This window comes from Burkholderia sp. AU28863, assembly GCF_002223195.1.
Taxonomy (GTDB): Bacteria; Pseudomonadota; Gammaproteobacteria; order Burkholderiales; family Burkholderiaceae; genus Burkholderia; species Burkholderia sola.
This window is the reverse complement of sequence record NZ_NKFE01000005.1, coordinates 1,401,506-1,424,513: the sequence shown is the minus strand read 5'-3', so window position 1 is coordinate 1,424,513 and position 23,008 is coordinate 1,401,506. Positions and strand designations below refer to the sequence as shown.

The 23,008-nt window shown below is 66.2% G+C and carries 17 protein-coding genes; 11 read left to right on the top strand and 6 right to left on the bottom strand.

Annotated features, from left to right (window positions below; all coding sequences use genetic code 11):
• Positions 1-258: 258 nt before the first annotated feature.
• Positions 259-1,155: a glutamate/aspartate ABC transporter substrate-binding protein gene (locus tag CFB81_RS23050; protein ID WP_069617968.1), complete on the top strand. Its 897-nt coding sequence runs from the start codon at positions 259-261 to the stop codon at positions 1,153-1,155.
• Between the two features lie 75 nt (positions 1,156-1,230).
• On the opposite strand, the gene CFB81_RS23045 is transcribed toward CFB81_RS23050, so the two are convergent.
• Positions 1,231-1,773: a hypothetical protein gene (locus CFB81_RS23045; RefSeq protein ID WP_089436641.1), complete on the bottom strand. Its 543-nt coding sequence runs from the start codon at positions 1,771-1,773 to the stop codon at positions 1,231-1,233.
• 296 nt (positions 1,774-2,069) lie between these two features.
• Between CFB81_RS23045 and CFB81_RS23040 the strand changes: the two genes are divergently transcribed.
• A complete protein-coding gene (locus CFB81_RS23040) occupies positions 2,070-3,317 on the top strand; it encodes a multidrug effflux MFS transporter (RefSeq protein ID WP_089436640.1) in 1,248 nt (415 codons plus the stop codon).
• A 21-nt stretch (positions 3,318-3,338) separates the two neighbouring features.
• Positions 3,339-3,860 carry a GNAT family N-acetyltransferase gene (locus tag CFB81_RS23035; protein ID WP_069617965.1) on the top strand — a complete coding sequence of 174 codons (522 nt, stop codon included), beginning with the start codon at positions 3,339-3,341 and terminating at the stop codon, positions 3,858-3,860.
• A gap of 29 nt (positions 3,861-3,889) precedes the next feature.
• On the opposite strand, the gene CFB81_RS23030 is transcribed toward CFB81_RS23035, so the two are convergent.
• The 3 genes from CFB81_RS23030 to CFB81_RS23020 all read right to left on the bottom strand — a co-directional run bounded on the left by CFB81_RS23030 (position 3,890) and on the right by CFB81_RS23020 (position 13,006).
• The gene (locus CFB81_RS23030) at positions 3,890-4,579 is read right to left on the bottom strand and encodes a hypothetical protein (RefSeq protein ID WP_089436639.1); all 690 of its coding nucleotides are present in this window, start codon (positions 4,577-4,579) and stop codon (positions 3,890-3,892) included.
• Positions 4,580-4,701: 122 nt separating this feature from the next.
• Positions 4,702-6,945, bottom strand: coding sequence for a penicillin-binding protein 1C (pbpC, locus tag CFB81_RS23025; protein WP_069617963.1), 2,244 nt, complete (start codon positions 6,943-6,945; stop codon positions 4,702-4,704).
• A 10-nt stretch (positions 6,946-6,955) separates the two neighbouring features.
• On the bottom strand, positions 6,956-13,006 hold the full coding sequence (locus tag CFB81_RS23020; protein ID WP_089436638.1) for an MG2 domain-containing protein: 6,051 nt from the start codon (positions 13,004-13,006) through the stop codon (positions 6,956-6,958).
• A 310-nt stretch (positions 13,007-13,316) separates the two neighbouring features.
• Between CFB81_RS23020 and CFB81_RS23010 the strand changes: the two genes are divergently transcribed.
• From CFB81_RS23010 to CFB81_RS22975, 8 genes are all read left to right on the top strand, one after another.
• Positions 13,317-13,823, top strand: coding sequence for a sugar dehydrogenase complex small subunit (locus tag CFB81_RS23010; protein ID WP_069617961.1), 507 nt, complete (start codon positions 13,317-13,319; stop codon positions 13,821-13,823).
• Positions 13,823-15,442 carry a GMC family oxidoreductase gene (locus tag CFB81_RS23005; RefSeq protein ID WP_069617960.1) on the top strand — a complete coding sequence of 540 codons (1,620 nt, stop codon included), beginning with the start codon at positions 13,823-13,825 and terminating at the stop codon, positions 15,440-15,442. The genes CFB81_RS23010 and CFB81_RS23005 overlap by 1 nt, the downstream gene beginning before the upstream one ends.
• Positions 15,443-15,444: 2 nt before the next feature.
• Entirely contained in the window at positions 15,445-16,731 is a 1,287-nt protein-coding gene (locus CFB81_RS23000; protein ID WP_089436637.1) for a cytochrome c, read from the top strand.
• 176 nt (positions 16,732-16,907) lie between these two features.
• Positions 16,908-17,327 carry a DoxX family protein gene (locus CFB81_RS22995; RefSeq protein ID WP_069617958.1) on the top strand — a complete coding sequence of 140 codons (420 nt, stop codon included), beginning with the start codon at positions 16,908-16,910 and terminating at the stop codon, positions 17,325-17,327.
• A gap of 62 nt (positions 17,328-17,389) precedes the next feature.
• Positions 17,390-18,496, top strand: coding sequence for a porin (locus CFB81_RS22990; protein ID WP_069617957.1), 1,107 nt, complete (start codon positions 17,390-17,392; stop codon positions 18,494-18,496).
• A 363-nt stretch (positions 18,497-18,859) separates the two neighbouring features.
• Complete coding sequence (locus CFB81_RS22985) at positions 18,860-19,789, top strand: aminoglycoside phosphotransferase family protein (protein ID WP_089436636.1); 930 nt, start codon at positions 18,860-18,862, stop codon at positions 19,787-19,789.
• A gap of 42 nt (positions 19,790-19,831) precedes the next feature.
• On the top strand, positions 19,832-20,290 hold the full coding sequence (locus CFB81_RS22980) for an NUDIX domain-containing protein (protein ID WP_179234938.1): 459 nt from the start codon (positions 19,832-19,834) through the stop codon (positions 20,288-20,290).
• Between the two features lie 18 nt (positions 20,291-20,308).
• Positions 20,309-20,809: an AAA family ATPase gene (locus tag CFB81_RS22975; protein WP_089436634.1), complete on the top strand. Its 501-nt coding sequence runs from the start codon at positions 20,309-20,311 to the stop codon at positions 20,807-20,809.
• Between the two features lie 51 nt (positions 20,810-20,860).
• Here the strand turns inward: CFB81_RS22975 and CFB81_RS22970 are convergent, their stop codons facing one another.
• Complete coding sequence (locus CFB81_RS22970; protein WP_089436633.1) at positions 20,861-21,403, bottom strand: cysteine hydrolase family protein; 543 nt, start codon at positions 21,401-21,403, stop codon at positions 20,861-20,863.
• Positions 21,404-21,643: 240 nt separating this feature from the next.
• Positions 21,644-22,969 (bottom strand): MFS transporter, encoded by a 1,326-nt coding sequence (locus tag CFB81_RS22965; protein ID WP_089436632.1) that lies wholly within the window; start codon positions 22,967-22,969, stop codon positions 21,644-21,646.
• Between the last annotated feature and the right edge of the window lie 39 nt (positions 22,970-23,008).

The following is a 23,008-nucleotide window of genomic DNA, read 5'->3' as shown; positions in this document are numbered from 1 at the left end:
AAAGGTGCGGGACGCAAACGATTGCGATGCTGTCCTGCAGCATGAACACCCGTTTGGAACGGATGATATGTGCATCGGGTGCAAGACTGCGGGCAGACGGCCCAGCCAAACGTGCGGCGCAGGCGCTTTTGCGCGCCGCGGAAACGATTTCTCTCGGTGAGGCCCGAGACAGAGGGCGCTTGACGCTTTCCCCGATGCGGTGCGAATTTTGTTGGGCGTACGATCGCGATTCGATCGAGGTTTCGTCAGGAGAAAAGCATGGATTACCGCTTCCGTTGGCTGGCTGTCGCGTTGTCCTGCGCGCTGGCGGGCACCGCCCACGCGCAGGCCCTCACCGGTACGCTGAAGAAGATCAAGGACACGGGCGTCGTGTCGCTGGGCATCCGCGAGTCGTCGGTGCCGTTCTCGTATTCGGACAACCAGCAGAAGAACATCGGCTATTCGCGGGACATCGCGTCGCGCATCATCGACCAGTTGAAGACGGATCTGAACGTGCCGAACCTCGCGGTGAAGGAGATTCCGATCACGTCGCAGAACCGGATTCCGCTGCTGCAGAACGGGACGATCGACTTCGAATGCGGCTCCACGACGAATACGCTAGAACGGCAAAAGCAGGCCGCATTCTCGAACAGCATCTTTCTGTATGGCATCCGCTTCAGCACGCGCAAGGATTCGGGCGTGAAGGACTTCGCAGACCTGGCCGGCAAGACGGTCGCGACGACGGCCGGCACGTCGGACGAGCGGCTGCTGCGCAAGCTCAACGAAGAGAAGGCGATGAACATGACGATCATCAGCGCGAAGGATCATGCCGAGGCGTTCATGAACGTCACGACCGGGCGCGCGGTCGCGTTCGTGATGGACGAGCCGCTGCTGTACGGCGAAATCGCGAAGGACCGCAATCCGGGTGCGTATACGGTCGCGGGCACGCCGCTCGTTCACGAAAACTACGCGTGCATGATGCGCAGGGACGATCCGGCGTTCAAGCGTGTCGTCGACGGCGTGATCGCGAAGATGCAAACCTCGGGCGCGGCCGAGAAGCTGTACGACCAGTGGTTCATGCAGCCGATTCCGCCGAAGGGCGTGAGCCTCAACTATCCGCTGTCGGCGGAGATGAAGCAGCTGTTCAAGAATCCGACGGATCAGGCGCAGTACTGATTCGGCCGTTGCAATGAAAAACCGCCGGCACGTGCCGGCGGTTCGAGCGCAGAGCGCCGAGCGGCGCGAAGCGCGTCAGGCCTTGATTTCCGGGCCGCGCGCCACGGGGGCGGCGGGTGCGGCCGGCGTTGCCGGCGCCGCCGACGGCATCGGCGGCTGTGCCGGGACGATGACGAGCACCGGTTGGGGAGCGGCCCACGCCGGTATCGCGAACCCGACCGGCTGCGGCACCGGCATCGCGAACGCGTTGGCGAGCGCGATGTGCTGCAGCGCCATCATCTGCTGCTGCATCGCGACCATCTGCGCCTGCGCCGCCTGCATCCGGTACTGCGCGGCCTGTATTTGCCGCAACGCCGCCGCGGGCGGCATGCCGCCCGACGACGACGTCTGCATCTCGAAGCTCGCGCCGCCTTGCGGGCTACGCCAGCTCCACGTGCTGACCTTCATCGGGCCGACGGCCGTCTGGACGACGCGCGTTTCGGCTTTCACGGGCACGGCCTGCCCGTCGACATTGACGAACATCGGTTGGGCGGCCGCCGCCGCGCCGGCCTGTCCGGCCAGCGCGAACACGGGCGCCAGCGCCAGCGTGCCCGCCGCCATATACGAACGGAATCGCATCTTCGTATCTCCATCAAACGAGACTGATCGAATCAACAATGACGTACGGCTCACGGAGTGAGCCATCCAGGACAATGCGGCCGTCGGCTTAAATCAACATTAAAATCGCCGCCCGCCGGCCCGATCCGCGCATTTCAGGACGTGCCGCAGTCGGCATTCAACCTCGCCCGCGCCAGGGGGAATCCTGTCGTCGGGTGCAACAACAGGCACAATACGGAATTCGTCACCACCGCACGCATGTTCGACATTCGAACATTGACGGTGCGGCCTGCTGCCCGACCTCCTTCCCAGTCGTCATGAACGCCACGCCCACTCCCGCGCGCGAGTCGAATTCGCCGCGCTTCCTGCTGTTCCTGATCTGCCTGTTCGCGTCCGCCGGCCAACTCGCGATCGACATCTACGTGCCCGCGCTGCCCGACATGGCCCGTTCGTTCGCGACCACGCCGCAGGCGATCCAGTCGAGCGTGTCCGGCTACATGGCGGCTTATGCGCTCGGCCAGCTGATCTTCGGGCCGATCGCCGACGCCTACGGACGCAAGCGTGTGCTTGCGTTCGGGCTCGTGATCTACACGATCGGCTGTCTGCTGTCGCTCGGCGCGCCGAACCTGGAGACGTTCGTACTCGCGCGCTGCCTGCAGGGCTTCGGGATCGCGACCACCAACCTGCTCGCGAAGGCGATCATCACCGATTCGTTCTCCGGCCAGGCATTGATGCACGCGTTCACGTATATGTCGATCGCGTGGGGGCTGGCGCCGATCATCGCGCCGGTGATCGGCGCGCACCTGCAGGAATGGTTCGGCTGGCGCGCGTGCCTCGTGTTCCTGCTGGTCTACTCGCTGGCGATGTGGGCGCTGCTGTGGCGCTACCGCGAAACCTTGCCGAAGCCCGTGCATCTCGAGCCGCGCACGCTGATGGCGAACACGGGCAAGGTGCTGGCGAGCCCGGTGTTCCAGAGCTGCTTCCTCGCACAGGGGCTGTGCTACAGCATCCTGCTGGTGTTCAACATCGTCGGGCCGTTCATGGTGCAGACCACGCTGCACAAGCCGCCGACCTTCTTCGGGTATCTGGCGCTCGGCATCGGCCTCATGTATTTCCTCGGCGGCCTGTCGAACCGGATTCACGGCCGCGGGCTGCCGAGCGCCGAGCAACGGCTGCGTATCGGCGCGCGCGTGATGGCGGGCGCATCGATCGCGATGCTGGTGCTGGCGCTGACCATCGGCCTGCGCGTGTGGACGCTTGCGACGCCGGTGCTCGTGATGGGCTTCTGCGCGGGCGCGATGTATCCGACGCTGATGGCGAAGGGCAATTCGCTGTTTCCGCATATCGCCGGCCTGACGAGCGCGATTCTCGGCTGTGCGCTGCTGCTCGTGTCGTCCGCGATGATGGGCCTGGCCGGTTTCGTGTCGATTCACGTGCTGACGCCGCTCGCGGTGTTCTTCGTCGCGTTGTCGTTCATCGTCGTGTGGATGGTGACGAAGCTGCTGCGGTATCTGTCGCAGCAGCAGGCGGCGCCGGTGGTGTGCGGGAGCGGAGAGGCGGCGTAAGCGCCGGCTCGCGATCGACTCATGAACCGTATCCTGCTGAACCGCGTCGCCCGGTCCGACGCCGCCGACCTGATCGTCGCCAACCGCGCGAGCCGGAGTCACCATTTGCCGTGGGTCGATTCGTTCATCGACCAGGCCGGGTTCGATCAATGGTTCGCCCGCTGCCTGACAGGGCCGAACCTCGGATTGGTCGCGCGCGAGCGGGCGTCGGGCGCGGTGGTCGGCGTGGTGAATCTCAACGAGATCGTCGGCGGCGTGTTTCAGAGCGCTTATCTTGCGTACTACGGAATGGCGGATTTCAGCCGCAAGGGGCTGATGACGGACGCGTTGCGCGCGGCGATCGACGTCGCGTTCGGCGAACTCGGGCTGCACCGGCTCGAAGCGAACATCCAGCCGGGCAACCATGCGTCGATCGCGCTGGTTCGACGGCTCGGGTTCAGGCAGGAGGGATTTTCGCCGCGCTATCTGCGCATCGGCGGCGAATGGCGCGACCACGAGCGTTGGGCGTTACTGGCCGACGACGTGCGTGAAGCCGGCGCCTGACGGTCGATTCCCGTTCCGTCTCGCGTCGCTTACAGCGGATGCGCGGCCCCGGCCTGCTGCAACAGCGACACGGCCACCGGGTCCGGCAGTCCGTTCGAATCGATCGCCCCGGCCTTGCCCAGCGCAACGAGATCGCTGTCGACACCCGGTTGTCCGACCACGAACGACGTGGTCAGGAACGCCGGCGCCGCGAGCGTGACCGCATAGCGCTGCTGCAGGTTCGTCACCACGGCCGATTGCGCGGCCTGCACGGTGTCCGGGCTGTTCATCGCGCGCTGGTAGCGCAGGGTGCCCTGGAAATTGCCGATCAGCCCGGCCGTGTTCGTCCCCAGTTGCGCCGCGAGATAGACGAGCAGCAGTTCGGTCTCGGGCGTCGTGTTGAAGGTGCCGCCCGCGTAGGCGAGCGAATGCAGGCTTGCGCCGCCCGACGCCACGGTGATCACGCACGGCAGCGCCGCGTTGAGCGTCACATGGTAGTTGCCGCCGCCGTCCGTCAGCGTCGTCGCCGAGCCCGCCGCGCAATTGACCGTGACTTGCGCGCTCGCCAGCGCATCGCCCGTCGCGGCCGTGCCCGACAGCGAGACGGTTTGCGTGTTGTCGTTGAAGCACGCGTCGACGCCGAAGCAGGCCTCGCCGTTGCAGGCCTGGAGGGCGGCGAGCGTTGCAACGCACAAGGCGCCCAGCGCGGGGCGGGTGAACCGCGTAATGCGAATGTTCATGGTCGCGGGCAATCCGAAAGAATGAGGCAACCGGTGCGCGTGGGGGAATGCGGCGCTGTTGTCATTCTATGTCGTGATCCGGGGAAAGCGAATACGGCTGGCCAGCAAGCCGGTTCGCCGGCTCACGGCTTGCGTGCGGCCGGCTTCGCAAATGCGCCGCGCACCTCGAAGCCGATCGCATCGGCGACGTTGCCGCGCGCATCGACGAGTTCGAGCCGGTGCCGGCCCGGCCACGGCAGCCACGCGACGCGATCGGCATGGCCGATCACCTTGTCGTCGAGCCGCCACGCGAACTTCGCCGCGTGCCCGGCCGATCGCTCGAACCAGATCCGCTGGTTCTTCGGCGGAATGTCGGGGTCGATCGCGAAGATCGTGCCGTCGGTCGGCGCGCCGATCGTCAGCGGCGCCCGTGCGCCGCCCTTGCCCGGCGTGACGGGCGCCGCGAGCCGGATCGTGTCGACCGCCGTGCCCGCGATGAACCATTCGTTGCGTGCCGGCTCGATGTCGCGCTCGAACACGATCCGGCGCGTCTCGACGCCGGCCGGCGCGCGCGGCGCACGGCTCGGCAGGTCGCGGTGCAGGTAGCCGACGACGGCCGACCACACGGGCGACGCGCCCGTGACGCCCGACACGTCCCACATCGGCGAGCCGTCCGCATTGCCGACCCACACGCCAACCGTATAGCGCGACGTGAAACCGATCGTCCAGTTGTCGCGCATGTCCTTGCTCGTGCCGGTCTTGACCGCCGAGAAGAAGCGCGTCGCGAGCGGGTTGTCGAAGCCGAACGTGCGCACGCGCGCGTTGTTGTCGGACAGGATGTCGGTGACGACGAAGCTGGCCGCCTCGCTGAACACGCGCGTGCCGGTGTCCGCCCCCGCGGGCGCCGATGCGCCGGATGCCGGCGTCGGCGCCGTGGCCGGCAGGTCGACCACCTTGCGCGCGACGCCGCCGTTCGCGAGCGCGCGGTATGCATTGGTCAGCGACAGCAGCGTGACGTCCGCACTCCCGAGCGCGAGGCTGAAGCCGTAGTAATCGCCTTCCTGCGCGAGCGGCAGGCCGAGCGCGGTCAGCGTGCGCGCGAAGCGGTGCGGCGTGACGAGCACGAGCGTGCGCACGGCCGGCACGTTCAGCGAGCCGCCGAGCGCGCTGCGCACGCTCACCCAGCCCTTGAAATCCTTGTCGTAGTTCTGCGGAATATAGAGGCCGCCGCCGGCCGCGAGGTTGATCGGCGCGTCGTCGAGCAGCGATGCGGCCGTCAGCCGTTTCTCGTCGATCGCCTGCGCATAGAGGAACGGCTTGAGCGTCGAGCCGGCCTGGCGCGGCGCGAGCACGGCATCGACGTCGCGCGCGCTCGACAGCGCCCCCGACGAGCCGACCCATGCGCGGATCTCGCCGGTCGCGTTGTCGATCACGACGACCGCGCCGTCCTGCACGTTGCGCCGGTGCGCGGGCGCATTGAGTTCGGTCAGCGCGCGCATCAGCGTGTCCTGCGCGAAGCGCTGTAGTGGCGCATCGAGCGTCGTGCGGACCTGCGCGCCGGCCACCGGCTTGACCTCGGCCGCGATGCGCCGCGCGAAGTGCGGGGCGAGGGCGGCGCCGTCGTCGCGTACCGCGTTGGCCGGGCGCGCGGTGACGAGCTGCACGTAGCCGTCGAGTGACGCGCATGCCTGCGCGGCCTGCATGTCGCGCAGAATCCGGCACGCGCGTTCGGCGATCTTTGCCGGGGCCGCGTTGGGCGCGCGCACGAGTGCGGCGGCGATCGCGGCCTCGCGTGCGTCGAGGCCCGACGGCGCCTTGCCGAACAGCACCTGCGACAGCGCGCCGAGCCCGATCGTTTCGCCGCGGAACGGCACCAGATTCAGGTACGCCTCGAGGATCTGGTCCTTGCGCCAGCTGCGTTCGAGCCACAGCGCGCTCACAGCCTGCGTGGCCTTCTGCGGCAGCGAGCGCTGGCCCGAACGGCGCGGCGAATCGCTGAGCAGGCCCGCGAGCTGCATCGTGACGGTCGACGCGCCGCGCGTGCGCTCGTTCCACAGGTTGCCCCACGCGGCGCCGGCAATCCCGCGCCAATCGACGCCGCTGTGTTCGTAGAAGCGCTTGTCCTCGGACACGACGATCGCCTCGCGGAACGCGGGCGATACGTCGGCGAGCGACACCCAGTCGCCGCGCCGTTCGGCGAGGTCGATGCGCGTGCGCTGCAGCGGCGTGCCGTCGCGCGCGAGCAGCACCCAGTCGGAGCTGCGCCAGTTGCGTCGCACGTCGTCGTAGCCGGGCAGCGCGTGCGCGACGAGCGGCGCGGCCAGCACGACGGCGACGAATACGCGGCCGGCGAAACGCGCCGGCCGCGGCAAGGCCAGATCGATCATCGCGGTCTCGTCACTTGCCCGCGTCGGCCGGCTTCACAGTCATCGGCGGGTTCGGCCACAGGCCGTACACGGACGGCGCATACAGCGCCTCGACGCGGGTCGGCGGCAGTCCGAACGTGCCGACGTTGTTCAGCCGCACCGTGTACTCGACCGAGAATTTACCCTTCGGCAAATAGTCGAAGTATGCGCGGTAGCCGTCGAAGTCGCGCTCGATGAACGTCGGCCATGCACCGTCGGGCGTTTTCTCGCCCTGCGTCGCGGCTTCGGAATCGCGGCCGAGGCCCGATCCGAGGATCGTCGCGCCGGACGGGATCGGATCGTTGACGGCGACCCACGTCATGTCGCTCTGCGCGTCGATGTCGAGATGCACGCGCACGACGTCGCCTCGCGTCAGCACGCCCTTGACGGCCGGCGACACGGGCGTGACGGTCTTCGTGATCCGGTAGCCGGCCGCGAACGGCGCGCGCAGCGGCACGGCCGCGAGGCTTTCGACCGTGGCCCACGGGCGGCCCGTGCCGTCTTGCGCGACCGACAGCGTGGCCGGTCCCTGCGACGCACGCGGCCACGGCATCAGCACGCTGCGCGCGGCAGCCGCGCGGGTCGCCGGCGTGGCTGAAGCCGGCGCATCGGCGGGCGCGGCCGATGCCGCCTGCGACCACGAGATCGAGCGCTCGTCGCCGCCCAGCGCAACCTTCGTCGCGCCGGTGACCGGCGTGCTCTCGTAGGTCCGCGAGAAGCGCTCGACCGCGAGGAGGCCGAGCGCGTTCGACGTGGTCGTCTGCCACGCGCCCTGACGTTGCAGCGCGAGCAGGCCGGCGGTCACGCGCGGCATTTCGTCCTTCCATGCCGGGTCGCCCGCGAACTCCAGCGCGAGACGCGCGGCGTTGGTCTCGTTGCTCGTCATCAACCACCACAGGTCGTCGTCGCGCGCGGTCGAGAACACGAGCTGCGTGCCCTGGTACGTCAGGCGCGCCCGCAGGATCTGGTCGACCTGCGCGCGTTTCTCGTCGCGTTGCGGGATGTCCTTCACGCGCGTCAGGATCGCGTGATAGTCGATCACCGCCGACGTCGGCCACTGGTTCGGCGCGATCTCGATCGAACCGAGCATGCGGCCCTGCGCGGCGCCGTAGCGCGACAGCGCCTCGATCGCGGCGAGCTTGCGCAGGTCCCGATCCTGGCGCGGCGCCCACGCGTTGCGCTCGAGGCGGCCGTCGACGAAGCGCGCGAGCCCGGCCTCGAGCTGCGTGCGCAGGTCTTCCGGCAGCGCGAAGCGCGGATCGAGGCGGCTGGCTTCGTCGGACACCACGAGCAGGTACGACGACAGCGTCGGGCTGCCGTGGTGCGAATCGTCGGACGACGGCGGGAAGTAGCTCGCCAGCCCGTCGCTGTCGAGATAGACGGGCATGCGCGCGATCAGCGCCTGCCATTGCGCAGGGTCGCGCAGCCCGATCGCACGAGACGTCTGCTGTTCGAGGCAGCGATACGGATAGCGCTCGAACCAGCGCCGCACGCCGGGCAGGCCGTCGGCGAGCTTCGACTGCAGCGATACGGCGATGCCGCCGCGCGGTACGCCTTGTGCGTTGCTCACCGCGCCGGCCGGGGCCGCGACGGGCACCGTCAGCGTGCCGTCGACCTGCGCGAGCGTCGCCTGCTGCACGGTCACCGGCAGCGCGGGCACGACCTTCTGCGCGACGGCCAGCGCGTCGGACGCGCGCTTGCCGCCTTGCTCGGCCGCCTCGATGCGCCAGTTCAGCGCACCGGCCGCATCGAGCGCCTGCTCGGGCACGGTGATCGTCCACGCGACCTCGGTCGCCGCATTCGCGGCCAGCGACACGGTTTGCGGTGCGACGTCGAGGCCCGTCACGCGCGGCGTCACGACGACCTGCATCGCGCGGTCAGTCGTGTTGCGCAGCGTGACCTGCGCACGGAACGCGTCGCCTTCGCGTACGAGTGGCGGCAGGCCGGAGATCAGTTGCAGATCCTGCGTGCTGCGGATCGACGTGCTGCCCGTGCCGAAACGGTCGGGGCCGACCGCCGCGATCGCGACGATCCGGAAGCGCGTGAGCGCGTCGTTCAGCGGCACCTCGACAGTTGCGCTGCCGTTCGCGTCGAGCGTCACGCGCGGGTTCCACAGCAGCAGCGTGTCGAACAGCTCGCGGGTCGGCGCGCCGCCGCCGCCGCCGCCGGCCGGCACGGCCTTGCGGCCGAAGTGACGGCGGCCGACGATTTCCATCTGCGCGGTGGCCGTCTCGACGCCGTACGCGCGCCGGCGCAGCATTGCGTCGAGCAGGTCCCAGCTGTTGTTCGGCATCAGTTCGAGCAGCGCTTCATCGACGGCCGCGACGGCGATCTGCGTGCCCGCCGGTGCCGGCTGGCCGTTCGGCAGCGTGACCTTCACGTGCGCCTGCGCCTTGCTGCGTACGGTGTAGCGGGTCGCGTCGGTCGTCACGGTCACGCCGAGGCGATGAACGCCCGTGCCGACCTTGATCTCGCCGAGGCCATAGCGGAACGCGGGCTTCGACAGGTCGACGAACGCGGTCGGCGCCTCGTAGTGGCGGCCTTCGCGCCAGAACGCGCGCGCCCATTCGACCGGCGCCTTCCAGCCCCACGTGAAGAACGAATACCACGGCACCTCGCGAATCCGCCCGCGCAGCGCGAGTACCGACACGTAGACGTTAGGCCCCCACGATTCGCCGACCTTCAGGTCGACGGTCGGGTTCTTGCCATTCAGTTCGACGATGTGCGTTTCCATCACGCCGCCGCGCTCGACCGCGACGAGCGCGGTCGCGTAGCGGAACGGCATGCGCACCTGGAAGCGGGCCGTTTCGCCCGGTTCATACGATGTTTTCTCGGGGATCACGTCGATCCGGTCGGTATTGTCGCCGCCGAACCAGAGTTCGTCCTCGCGCGTGACCCATACCGACGTCGACGCATTCGACGTGCGGCCGTCGCCGTCCTTCGCGACCGCGATCAGCTGCACGTTGCCGGCCTGCTCGAGCGTCGCGTCGCAGGCCATGCGGCCCTTGTCGTCGGTCTTGCCCGAGCACAGCACGCCGAGGTCGCGTGTATCGCTCTTGTTGTCGTACGCATAGAAGCCGCCGACCATCCGCTTGCGCGACGACGTCGTGATGCGCGCGACGCCCTTGATCTCGATCGGCACCGACGCGCGCGGCTTGCCCTGCAGGTCGACCGCCAGCGCCTGCACCGGCACGCGCTGGCCGACCGACACCCAGCGGCCGGCCTTGATGCCGGCCACCACCGCGGCCGGCCACAGGATCGTGTCGCCGCGGATCGTCTGCACTTCGCCGTTCGGGTCCGCGAACGTCGCCTCCAGCGCGATGCGCTTCGGTGCGTCGACGTCCGGCAGGCCCTTGAGCGTGACCGAGCCCGCGCCGTTGCGGTCGAGCGTCAGCGGCAGCTTGTCGGCGATCAGCTTCGTCGCGTCGGGATCGTTGCTCGACGCCGCCGACGACGCGCTGTCGCCGTCCTGCGCATCGTCGTCGGCATTGCCGTCGCTCGTGTCGGGGCGATACGGCGTGAAGCTGAAATCCTCGAAACGATCCGCGAACGGCGGCGACGCCCATTTCATCAGCGCCGACACCTGCACGGGCAGGTTCGATGCGCCGCCGCCCGACACGTAGTCGATCTGCACCGCGAGCGGCGCTTCCTTGACGGCGACGAGCGGGCTCTTCTGCGCGTCGCGCGCGCCGATCGAGCCTTTCAGCACCGGCAGGCGGAACGCCTCGACGCGGAAGCTGCCGCTGTAGTAGGTGGCGGTCGGCGCATCGTCCGGGCCGCCTGCGAGCTCGACGCTGTATTCGCCGAGCTTCGCGGCGGCCGGCAGCGTGAACTGCGAATCCGCGCTGTGGTCGGCCGCCCACGTGAGGGGCAGCTTGTAGGTCTGGCCCGTGCCGAGGTGGCGGATCGTCACGCGCGTCGGGTATTGCGACGGGAACGCGAGGCTCTGCAGCGTTTCGGTGCGGATGAAATGCTTCATCGACACGGTTTCGCCGGCGCGCAGCAGCGTGCGGTCGAACACCGTATGCGCGCGCACGGTCGGTGCGCTGTCGGTGTCGGTCGGCACGTTGAAGCGCCAGGATTCGATCCCGCGGTTCCAGCCCGAGCTGACGAACGCCATGTCGGGGCCCGTCTTCGGATCGTCGACGCGCGCCGACACGAAGTAGTCGTCAAAGCGCTGTTCCGACGAACTGCATGCGCGCTTCGGCTCGAACGGCCCGTCGATCTTCAGCAGGCCCTGCGCGTCGGTCTTGCCGGCCGCGATTTCGTCGCCGTTGCAGTCCGACACGCGGATCTGCGCATTCGGCACCGGCTTGCCCTTGTCGAGCGTCGTGACCCACACGAGGTTGTTCTCGCGGCCCTGTTTCAGATGCACGCCGAGGTTCGTGACGAGCACGGTGGTGCGCACGTACATGCTCGACGGCTTCGCGAGCAGCGAGCGGCCGAGCGTGGGCGATGCGAGTTCGAGCACGTAGAAGCCGGGCTTGTCGATCGGCACGCCGACCACTTCGAACGGGCGCAGCGCTTTCGGATCGGCCTTCGGCAGCGTCAGCACCTGCGCGCCGGGCTCGCCCTTGAGCAGCGACAGCGAACGCACGTCGATGCGGCGGTTTTTCGGCGCGGGCTGCTTTTCACCCGCCTCGAGCGGCACGTAGACCGGGTGTTGCCCCTTGCGTTCCAGCAGGCCGGGAATCTGGCTGTCGATCGAGCCGGCCGTCATCGACCAGTTGTCGAAGCGATCGACGGTGCGCATCCATTGACGGATCGCGGTGTCGTTCTCGACCTTCAGGTTCGCGAATTGCGCGCCGCCCGCATTGAGGCCGGCGATATGCAGGTCGGCCTCGACGTTGCGCAGCGTGACGGGCACGAGCGCGGGCGTATCGGGTTCGGCGAAGCGCTCGACGATCCCGAAGGTGCCCGACGAGAATTTCGCGAGCGGCGGCATCGGCGCCGTGCGCGTCGCGAGCGGGAACAAATCGGCGTTGGACAGCGGTCGGTCGGTCACGTCGCGCAGGCCCGACGGCAGCTCGACGGTCAGGCCGGCCTGCGCCGGCAGCGGCGGGTTGAACGTGACGGTCGTCACTTCCTCGCTGTGATCGTCGGCCGCGAAGGTCGGCGACAGCGAACCGTCGGGACCGCGCAGCTTGATCGCTTCGGCCTGCTTGCGCGAGATCGGCGCGTTGAACGACAGCGTGAGCGGGCGCAGCGGCGTGCAGGGCGCCTTCGCGTTCTCGCGTTCGCACGAGAAGCTCGCGGCGAACGGTGCGCGCACGGTGAAGTCGAAGCGCCGTTCGGTTTCGTTCGCGATGCCGCTCGGGCTCGCGACGCCCTTGCCGTATACGAGCTGCATCTTCGCGCTCGCCGGTAGCGCCTGCGAGCACGACAGCGTCAGCACCCGCGCGGCCTCCTTCTTCAGCCCGAAATGGTCGAGCAGCGCGTTGCGCGTATCGTCGTCGGCCGCCGTGACGGGAATGCGGTTGCCGATGCCGGCCGCTTCGCACCAGATGTTCGCGAGCGCCGAACGCGGCTCGGCCGGGCCGTTCAGCTTCATCACGAAGACCTGCCGCTCCTCGATCTCGCGGGAGCCGGGGCGCACCGACACCGGGAACGGGCCGCCCGTCTGGAACGTGAAGCGGCGCGGGCCGCTGGCCGCATTGCCGGCGACCGAGCGCAGCGTGTCGTTGAGCGCGACCGAGCAGCGTACGCCGGGCGGCAGGTCGCTTTCGAAATCGTAAACCCAGGTCTTGTCGTCGAGCCAGTGGCCCGAGCCGCGCGCGGCGGTCGAATCGTTGCAGGTCACGCGCGCCGGACTCGGCGCGGAGGCCGAGCCGAAGGCGACCATCGGTTCGTCGAACTTGACGACGCTTTGCCGGACTTCGGTGACCGTGCCTTGCGGCGACACGCTCACCGTGCGCGCCGCGCCCGCATGCAGCGACAGCGCCGCCGCGCCGCCGAGCGCCGCGACGGCGCCGATGCGCCAGAGCAGCCGGGTCGTGTGGTTGGTTTGGTTGGTTTCTTTGTTGTGCTTGTCGCGCTGCTTCATCGCTCGATTGCCCTCGGAGGGAAGCTTTCTGTTTGATTGCACGGGATTCTAACCGACCGCCGTGCGCGCGCAGCGCGGCAGGCAGGTGCAGTGTGTGGTCGGCACGCGACACGGGTATGCGTGCAACGGATCTGTCGCGCCGACGACACAAAATTGCAGCGAAATATCGATTGTCCCGGATTGCGGAACATTTAATGAACTATAAAAAGATTGTTCGATTCGATTTGTGCGCGTACATTTCAGGTCCGCGCCAATGTTTGAGAAATATCAAGCGTGGTTTTCCCGAATCCGGTGTTCGAGAGAAGGAAACATGCACAACGACAACACCCCCCAATCGCGTCGTGACAACGACGCAGCCGCAACCGGCATCACGCGGCGTCAATGGCTGCAGGGCGCACTGGCGCTGACGGCGGCGGGCCTCACCGGCTCGCTGGCGTTGCGGGCCCTGGCCGACGATCCGGCCACCGCGCCGCTCGATACGTTCATGACGCTTTCCGAAGCATTGACCGGCAAGAAAGGGCTGAGCCGCGTCACCGGCGAGCGCTATCTGCAGGCACTGCAGAAGGGCTCGTTCAAGACGGCCGACAGCCTGTCGCAACTCGCCGGTGCGCTCGCATCCGGCTCGCTGACTCCCGACCAGGAATCGCTCGCATTGACGATTCTCGGCGCGTGGTATCTCGGCATCGTCGACAACGTCGTGATTACCTACGAAGAAGCATTAATGTTCAGCGTGGTGTCCGATACGCTCGTGATTCCTTCGTATTGCCCCAACAAACCCGGCTTCTGGGCCGAAAAACCCACCGAGAGGCAAGCCTGATGGCCGATACCGATACGCAAAAAGCCGACATCGTCGTCGTCGGATCGGGCGTCGCCGGCGCGATCGTTGCACACCAGCTCGCGATGGCGGGCAAATCCGTGATCCTGCTGGAAGCCGGCCCGCGCATGCCGCGCTGGGAAATCGTCGAGCGTTTTCGCAACCAGCCCGACAAGACCGATTTCATGGCGCCGTACCCGTCGAGCCCGTGGGCGCCGCATCCGGAATACGGCCCGCCGAACGACTACCTGATCCTGAAGGGCGAGCACAAGTTCAACTCGCAGTACATCCGCGCGGTGGGCGGCACGACGTGGCACTGGGCCGCGTCGGCGTGGCGCTTCATCCCGAACGACTTCAAGATGAAGACCGTGTACGGCGTCGGCCGCGACTGGCCGATCCAGTACGACGACCTCGAGCATTACTATCAGCGCGCCGAGGAAGAGCTCGGCGTGTGGGGCCCGGGCCCCGAGGAAGATCTGTATTCGCCGCGCAAGCAGGCATACCCGATGCCGCCGCTGCCGTTGTCGTTCAACGAGCAGACCATCAAGAGCGCGCTGAACGGCTATGACCCGAAGTTCCACGTGGTGACCGAGCCCGTCGCGCGCAACAGCCGCCCGTACGACGGCCGGCCGACCTGTTGCGGGAACAACAACTGCATGCCGATCTGCCCGATCGGTGCGATGTACAACGGCATCGTCCACGTCGAGAAGGCCGAGCAGGCCGGCGCGAAGCTGATCGACAGCGCGGTCGTCTACAAGCTCGAGACCGGGCCGGACAAGCGCATCGTCGCCGCGATCTACAAGGACAAGACCGGCGCCGACCATCGCGTCGAGGGCAAGTACTTCGTGCTCGCCGCGAACGGCATCGAGACGCCGAAGATCCTGCTGATGTCCGCGAACCGCGATTTCCCGAACGGCGTCGCGAACAGCTCCGACATGGTCGGCCGCAACCTGATGGACCATCCGGGCACCGGCGTGTCGTTCTACGCGAACGAGAAGCTGTGGCCGGGCCGCGGCCCGCAGGAGATGACGTCGCTGATCGGTTTCCGCGACGGCCCGTTCCGGGCGACCGAAGCCGCGAAGAAGATCCACCTGTCGAACATGTCGCGCATCAACCAGGAGACGCAGAAGATCTTCAAGGCCGGCAAGCTGATGAAGCACGAGGAGCTCGACGCGCAGATCCGCGACCGTTCCGCGCGCTACGTGCAGTTCGACTGCTTCCACGAAATCCTGCCGCAGCCCGAGAACCGCATCGTGCCGAGCAAGACGGCCACCGACGCGATCGGCATCCCGCGCCCCGAGATCACGTATGCGATCGACGATTACGTGAAGCGCGGCGCGGTGCACACGCGCGAGGTCTACGCGACGGCCGCGAAGGTGCTCGGTGGCACCGACGTCGTCTTCAACGACGAGTTCGCGCCGAACAACCACATCACCGGTGCGACGATCATGGGCGCGGATGCGCGCGACTCGGTCGTCGACAAGGACTGCCGCACGTTCGACCATCCGAACCTGTTCATCTCGAGCAGCTCGACGATGCCGACCGTCGGTACGGTGAACGTGACGCTGACGATCGCGGCGCTCGCGCTGCGGATGTCGGACACGCTGAAGAAGGAAGTCTGACCGTGCGGAAATCTACTCTCACCTTCCTCCTCGCCGGCTGCCTCGCGCTGCCGGGCCTCGCACGCGCGGCCGATTCGGCCGATTCGGCCGATCCGGCGCAGGTCAAGCGCGGCGAATACCTCGCGGTCGCGGGCGACTGCATGGCGTGCCACACCGCGAAGGGCGGCAAGCCGTTCGCGGGCGGCCTCGGCATGCCGGTGCCGATGCTCGGCAAGATCTATACGAGCAACATCACGCCCGATCCCGAGACCGGCATCGGCAACTGGACGTTCGACGATTTCGAGCGCGCGGTGCGGCACGGCGTGTCGAAGAACGGCGCCAACCTGTACCCGGCGATGCCGTACGTGTCGTACGCGAAGATCACCGACGACGACGTGCAGGCGCTGTACGCGTACTTCATGCACGGCGTCGAACCGGTCAAGCAGGCGCCGCCGAAGAACGAGATCCCTGCGCTGCTGAGCATGCGCTGGCCGCTGAAGATCTGGAACTGGCTGTTCCTGAAGGACGGCGTGTACCAGCCGAAGCCGGCGCAGAGCGCCGAGTGGAACCGCGGCGCGTATCTCGTGCAGGGCCTCGCGCACTGCAGCACGTGCCACACGCCGCGCGGCATCGCGATGCAGGAGAAGTCGCTCGACGAAACGGGCGGCAGCTTCCTGTCGGGCTCGGTGCTCGCGGGCTGGGACGGCTACAACATCACGTCCGACCCGAACGCGGGGATCGGCGGCTGGACGCAGCAGCAGCTCGTCCAGTACCTGCGCACCGGCAGCGTGCCGGGCCTTGCGCAGGCGGCCGGCCCGATGGCCGAGGCGATCGAGCACAGCTTCTCGAAGATGACCGAAGCCGACATCGGCGCGATCTCGACGTACATCCGGACGGTGCCGGCGGTCGCCAACGGCGACGCGAAGCAGTCGCGTTCGTCGTGGGGCAAGCCGGCCGAGGACGGCCTGAAGCTGCGCGGCGTCGCGCTCGCATCGTCGGGCATCGATCCTGCGCGGCTGTATCTCGGCAACTGCGCGACCTGCCACCAGATGCAAGGCAAGGGCACGCCGGACGGTTACTACCCGCCGCTGTTCCACAACTCGACGGTGGGCGCACCGAATCCGACCAATCTCGTGCAGGTGATCCTGAACGGCGTGCAGCGCAAGGCCGGCAGCGAGGACGTCGGGATGCCGGCATTCCGCCACGAGCTGTCGGACGCGCAGATCGCCGCGCTGACGAACTACGTGACCGGGCAGTTCGGCAATCCGGTCGCGAAGGTGACCGAGCAGGACGTCGCGAAGCTGCGCTGACGCGGCACGCGACGAAGCAGGGCGACAACACAAAAGAGGAGGAGCACAGCACATCGGGCGGGCCCGATGCCGGTTGTTGCAGAGCGGGGCGGGGCGGCGCAATTGGCCGCCCCGCCCCGGTTCACAGGCAATCCGGTGCGTGCGGTTGCGCGCGCATCGTTTTCGTTGATCACACCATGACACCGAATCAACCGTTTCTCGCGTCCCAGCGCGATGTGCTGCTGCTGCTGTCCCGAATCCTGCTCGTGATCCTGTTCGTGATGTTCGGCTGGAAGAAGATTGTCGACTTCTCCGGTACGATCGCGTTCATGGGCAGCGAGGGCGCGCCGGCCCCGATCATCTCGGCGGCGATCTCCGTCGTGATGGAGCTGTTCGCCGGGATCGCGATCCTCGTCGGTTTCCAGACGCGGCCGCTCGCGCTGCTGCTTGCGCTATATACGATCGGCACCGGCATCATCGGCCACCACTACTGGACGATGACGGGCGGCGAGCAGATCAACAACATGATTCATTTCTACAAGAACATCGCGATCTCGGGCGGCTTGCTTGCGCTCTGCGCGGCCGGCCCCGGGCGTTTTTCGATCGATCGCGGATAAGCGACCCGAGGCGCGTGCATGGGGCGCGCGACGGACGGTCGGGACTTCGAGGGGGCATCATTTTGCGACTCAAATACTTCGCATGGCTGATTGCGGCCGCCACGCCGGCGGCTGCGTTTGCACAGACGAGCGTCACGCTGTACGGCCGGATCGACGGCGGCATCGAATACCTGAACCACATCGCGAAGCCGAACGGCGGCAGCGGGACGCGCTGGAGCGCGGAAAGCGGCGACTGGGGCACCAGCATGTTCGGGCTGAAAGGCGTCGAGGATCTCGGCGGCGGGATGTCGACGGTGTTCAACCTGGAAACCGCGTTCCAGGTGATGAACGGCCAGACGGGCGGCGGGCGCATGTGGTCGCGGCGCGCGTACGTCGGGTTGAAGAGCGACACGTGGGGCCAATTGCAGGCGGGCCGCAACCTGTTCATCGACAGCGACGGCGTGTGGGAATTCGATCCGTTCGTCCAGCAGGCGTTTTCGTCGGCGTCGCTCGTGCGCGGCCGCAACTGGCAGCAGAGCAGCAACAACATCGAATATCACAGCCCGGTGATTGGCGGCTTCGACGTGCAGGCGCAATACGCGTTCGGCAATCAGTCGCGCGGTTTCAACTACGGCGCGGCCGACGATTTCGGCCGCTCGGACGGGATCATGATCTCGTACCACTCGCCGGTGCTCGACGTGCGCGGCATCTACGACGAACTGCGCGATAACAACGGCAAATTCAGCAATATCTTCACGGCGTCGCGCGAGTACTTCGTCGGTGCGAACGTGAAGGTGTCGAAGTTCAAGATCCAGGGCGCGTATACGCACTACCAGGCGCCGGACAGCCCGGCTGGTGTCGCCGATCGTGCGGATCACTACTGGCTCGGCGCGACCTATTCGGCTACGCCGCAGTGGGCCGTGACGGGTGGTGGGTATTACGTGAAGGTGGGTGATGGTGGCGGCGATGCGTCGCACGATCCGTCGGGGCACGCGATCATGTACGTGCTCGGTACCACGTACAACCTGTCAAAGCGCACGTTCCTGTATGGCACGGTCGCGTATGCACGCAACGGCGGAAATTCGAACTTCTCGCTGCTCGCGACGCCGCGGGATGCGACGTCGGGGACGAGCCCGATAACGGGCGAGTCGCAGACGGGCGCGTATGTGGGGATGATGCATACGTTCTGAGAAGGGCGGTTTGTGTTGGTGAAAAAGGCACGGGCGGTGATGGTCCGTGCCTTTTTGCGTTTACGGCGCGCGTCGTATCGTCGATTCCCATTGCGTGACGCGATATGGTCTCCAGGAGGGCTCTTCTGCTGCGTCGAGGCCAGTCCTGTTTAAATTTGCATTCGCTCAAGTTTTTATCGGACCGCACATTCCAAAGCAAACACCACAATGGCACAAGGCTAATCAGGGCCGCGTCAGCTCCCCTTTCCCGGATTGGGTCCACGCATTTTTGACCAAGACGAAATCGATCCGTAAGCTTCGCCGACTCATTGATCGTTGAGTCGTTTTGATACGGTCGGGAAACGTGATGCGGAACCTTGCCCTATGAAAAATTTGTCTTCGTTGGAGAAACTCATCCGAGCCGACAACCTTCGTCTGGTAGTCGAGCGGAATGACACATTCGTCGCCGAGGCTCATACCTTGCACGGAAAGGTATTCGTCAAGGCCACGACGAACAGAACGGCTTTCGATCGGCACTGTGAAATCCTCGAAGCACTCGAGGCGAGTTCTTTCGCACCCGGAATATTGGAGAAGACCGCTTGGGGGGAATATGCGGTAGTCGTTTTGAGCGCTATTTCAGGCAAGCGACTCGATCACGTTTTGAAAAATGCGGAGCGGGACACGAAGCTGCGGCTCGCCGCGGCTGCAGGTTCTGCTTTAGCGCAACTTCATCGCACAATCACGCCATCGCGCCTGATGGGTATGACGTTCTGGCAGCAGCGTGACGAGAGGCTGGAGCATCCTGCCGGATGGTGTGTTCATCTCGACGGGATGGTTTCGAAGTGGCTGTCGAGCCTGAACCGGATGGCTCCTGGTTACCCGGAATACCGCGTTCAGTTGGATAGACTTCGTCATTTCGGCGCTGATCTGCGTGTGCCGTCCGACCTCCGGTTGCTGCATTGCGACTACGTCGGAAGAAATATCCTGGTCGACTCGGACGATCACGTGTCCGGAATCCTGGATTTCGAGGCCGCGCGCATTGGGGACGCGGCCTACGACCTGGCGAAGATCGTCTGGGTGGATATGGACTTCTCCGACGAAGTGCTGCGCAACACCTTTCTTGCGAGCTGGGAGGCGACGTACGGTGAGCCGGTCCCACGAGCGGAATTTCTCTACTATGTCGGCGTGCAATGCTTGGCGGCCATCGCCTGGACGGATAAGAACGCACCGCTCGACACCTCGAATGCATTTCGATCAACGGCGATCCTGACGCTGTACAAGGTGGTCCGCGAGTTGCAATTGACTGTCAGTTGAAGCGTTGTCGGGATTGGGGCGATTCTTGTCGGAACAGTGACCGTGCAAATCAAAAACAAGGTACTCGTTTATCTTACATGGCGGGATAGACTACTCGTTTTCACGCAACCCAAGTTTCCGGAAGCCGGGGTGCAGGTGATTGCCGGCACGATCGCGCAGGACGAAATGCCGGTGGCCGCCGCGCTACGCGAGCTTCGCGAGGAAAGCGGGATCGACAATGCCCAGGTTGTGCGTATTCTCGGCAACTACTTCTATTCGATGCAGAAATTCGGAAGAAGTGAGATTCAGCACCGGCATGTCGTGCATGTCACGGTGAGCGATGCCATTGCAATGAAGGCGCAATGGACGCATTTCGAAAGCGTTCCAGGTTCCGGTGGGGAACCCATTGAATTCAGCTTCCAGTGGTTTCCTCTTTTCGGAGCAGAATTCGCGCTGATTGGTGGGCACGATTTCTTCTTGCCCGTCCTGAAACACTTCATGCGCGAGCTGTCGGGTGCGTGATTGAGCAGAGACTGAAATATGAAGATTTGTATCGTAGGCCCGTCGGGCGCTGGGAAAACAACGATCGCAGCGGAACTAGCGCGCAAGTTCGATATCGCCACGTACGAATTCGACGACGTGTATTGGGACACGAGCGGTACAGAGTATGTGAAGAACTCGGAGCAGTCGATGGGCGAGGCCGTCGAAAAGATCATCGAACAAGGCCGCTGGCTCGTCGAAGGTGCGTACGACAAGCGGATGTATCCGCTGCTCGCAGACTGTTTGCTGATCTTGAGGGTAGAGGTCCCGTTTGGTGTGAGAGCGATACGCCTGATCAAGCGCTTCGTTAGCTCGACGGTAACGGGCAAGTTGCCCAAGGAAACTTTCCGGAACACCGTCGAGCTGATCAGGTTTTCATTGCGCTTCGACAAGCGGCTCAGCGATTTTCTGTCCGCGGACGCAGTGCTTTCGGCGAAGGTCGTTTCAGTCCGCGACACATCATCGAGCATTGAAGCAATACGTATGGCAGGTCTCTGCTGACGCCATTGCAACGCGCGCTCTGGCACATGGCAGTCCGATCGGCGCCGTCCATCAGAGCACGCACGCTTCGGTCGTCGTCAGCGTCGCGAACGGCCCGGCAAGCGTCGCATTGTGATGCGCGACGATCCGCTCGGCGGGCAGCGCGAGCGTATCCATACAAGTGTGCGCATCCGCAACGAGCACCGCGCGAAAGCTGAGATCGCCGGCCGCACGACACGTCGTATCGACGCAGTACTGCGTCTTCATCCCCGCAATCACGATCTCGCCGATACCAGCCGCATGCAGCCACTCGGCGAGCCGCGTGCCCGCGAAGCAGTTCGGCCGCGTCTTGTCGAACACGATGTCGCGGGCGGTATCGATCGCAAGCTCCGGCAGCAGCGCGGCCAGCGGCGCGTCGGGCGCAATCGGCGAGCCGGCTGGGCCGGTGTGACGCGCGGCGAACACGGGGGCACCCGCTTCATGCGCGCGATCGATCAACCGGTTGATATTGGCCAGCACGCGTTCGCCGTCATGCGGACGATCGTCGCCATGAAACAACCCGATCTGCATGTCGATCACGAGCAGCGCTCGTTTCGGGGAAGAGGCTTCGGACATTGCGTTTCTCCTGAGTGGCCGATGCAGACGGAGAAACGAAAAGACCCCGTCCGGAACCGGCGGGGCCTGTGGGAATCGGTGACGCTACGATCTTGCGCGCACTCGCCGCACGGGCCCGCCGAAGGCGGTCGTGCGCGTGGTCGTCGAAAGGGTGATCGTGGCGTTGTGCATTGATCAATGATGCCCGATGCGCGGGTGCGACGTCAATGGCGCTTCATGTGCCGCGCATCGCGCCACCGCTCAATCTAGCGCCTTCCCGGCCTTCTCGTCCATGCAACGAATCGCGAGCAGCGTGAACACGCCACACCCGATCGCATACCACGCCGGCGCATTCGGATTCCCGGTCGCCGCGATCAGCCACGTGACGAAGAACTGCGCGAAGCCGCCGAAGATCGCGACGCCGACGCTGTACACGAGCGCACCGCCCGTCGCTCGCACCGCCCGCGGAAACAACTCGCCGAGCATCGCGCCGGTCGCACCGATGTTGATCGCATGCACGATCGACAGCGCGGCGATGATCGACAGCAGCGACGCGGCGCCCGGCCAGCGGTTCAGTGCAATGAACGCCGGGTAGATCGCGGCCATCAGCACGATGCGCGTCCACCAGACGATCCGGTTGCGCCCGTACACGTCGGACAGATGGCCGCCGATCGGCGTCACGAGCATCAGGATCGCACCGGCGACGCAACCGGCCGTCATCGACAGCCACGTCGGCAGGTGCAGCACCTGCACGCCGTAGATCGCCATGTAGAACACGATGATGTAGTGGATCGACGTGCCGCCGATCGTTACGCCGAGCCCTGCGAACACGGCCTTGCCGTGATGGCGCAGCACGTCGGCGAGCGGCAGCGACGCAACGGGCTCGTCGTGTGCGGCGGCGGGCGAGGGCGCCGCCGCCGGGACTTCCTCGACGGTACGGCGCAGCCAGTAACCGAGCGGAACGAACAGCGTGCCGATGATGAACGGCACGCGCCAGCCCCAGCTTTCGAGTTGCGCGGCGCTCAGCGTCGACGTCAGCGCAACGCCGGTGAGCGCGCCCGCGAGCGCGGCGAGCCCCTGGCTCGAGAACTGGAACGACGCATAGAAACCGCGGCGATGCTGCGGCGCCTGTTCGAGCAGCAATGTCGTCGATGCGCCGACTTCGCCGCCCGACGCGAACCCCTGCAGCAGCCGTGCGAGCACGAGCAGCAGCGGCGCGGCGATGCCGATCTGCGCGAAGGTCGGTGCGACCGCGATCATCGCGGTGCCGAGCGCCATCAGCAGCAGCGTGAGGATCATCGCCTTCTTGCGGCCGGCGCGATCCGCATACATGCCGATCACGAGCCCGCCGAGCGGACGCGTGACGAAGCCGACACCGAAGCTCGCGACCGCGAGCATTAGTTGTCCGAACGACGAATGGACGGGAAAGAACAGCTTGCCGATCAGGATCGCGAAGAAGCTGTAGACCGTGAAGTCGTAGAACTCGAGCGCATTGCCGACGGCGGCGGCCGCGATCAGACGGCGTTTCTTCGCGGCGGCGCGGGCATCGGCCGGCGTGCCGGCGAACAGAAGGGCGGACGTTTCCATGGGGTTCCCCCGGGTAAGCACGAAACTTCGTGGTGAAGG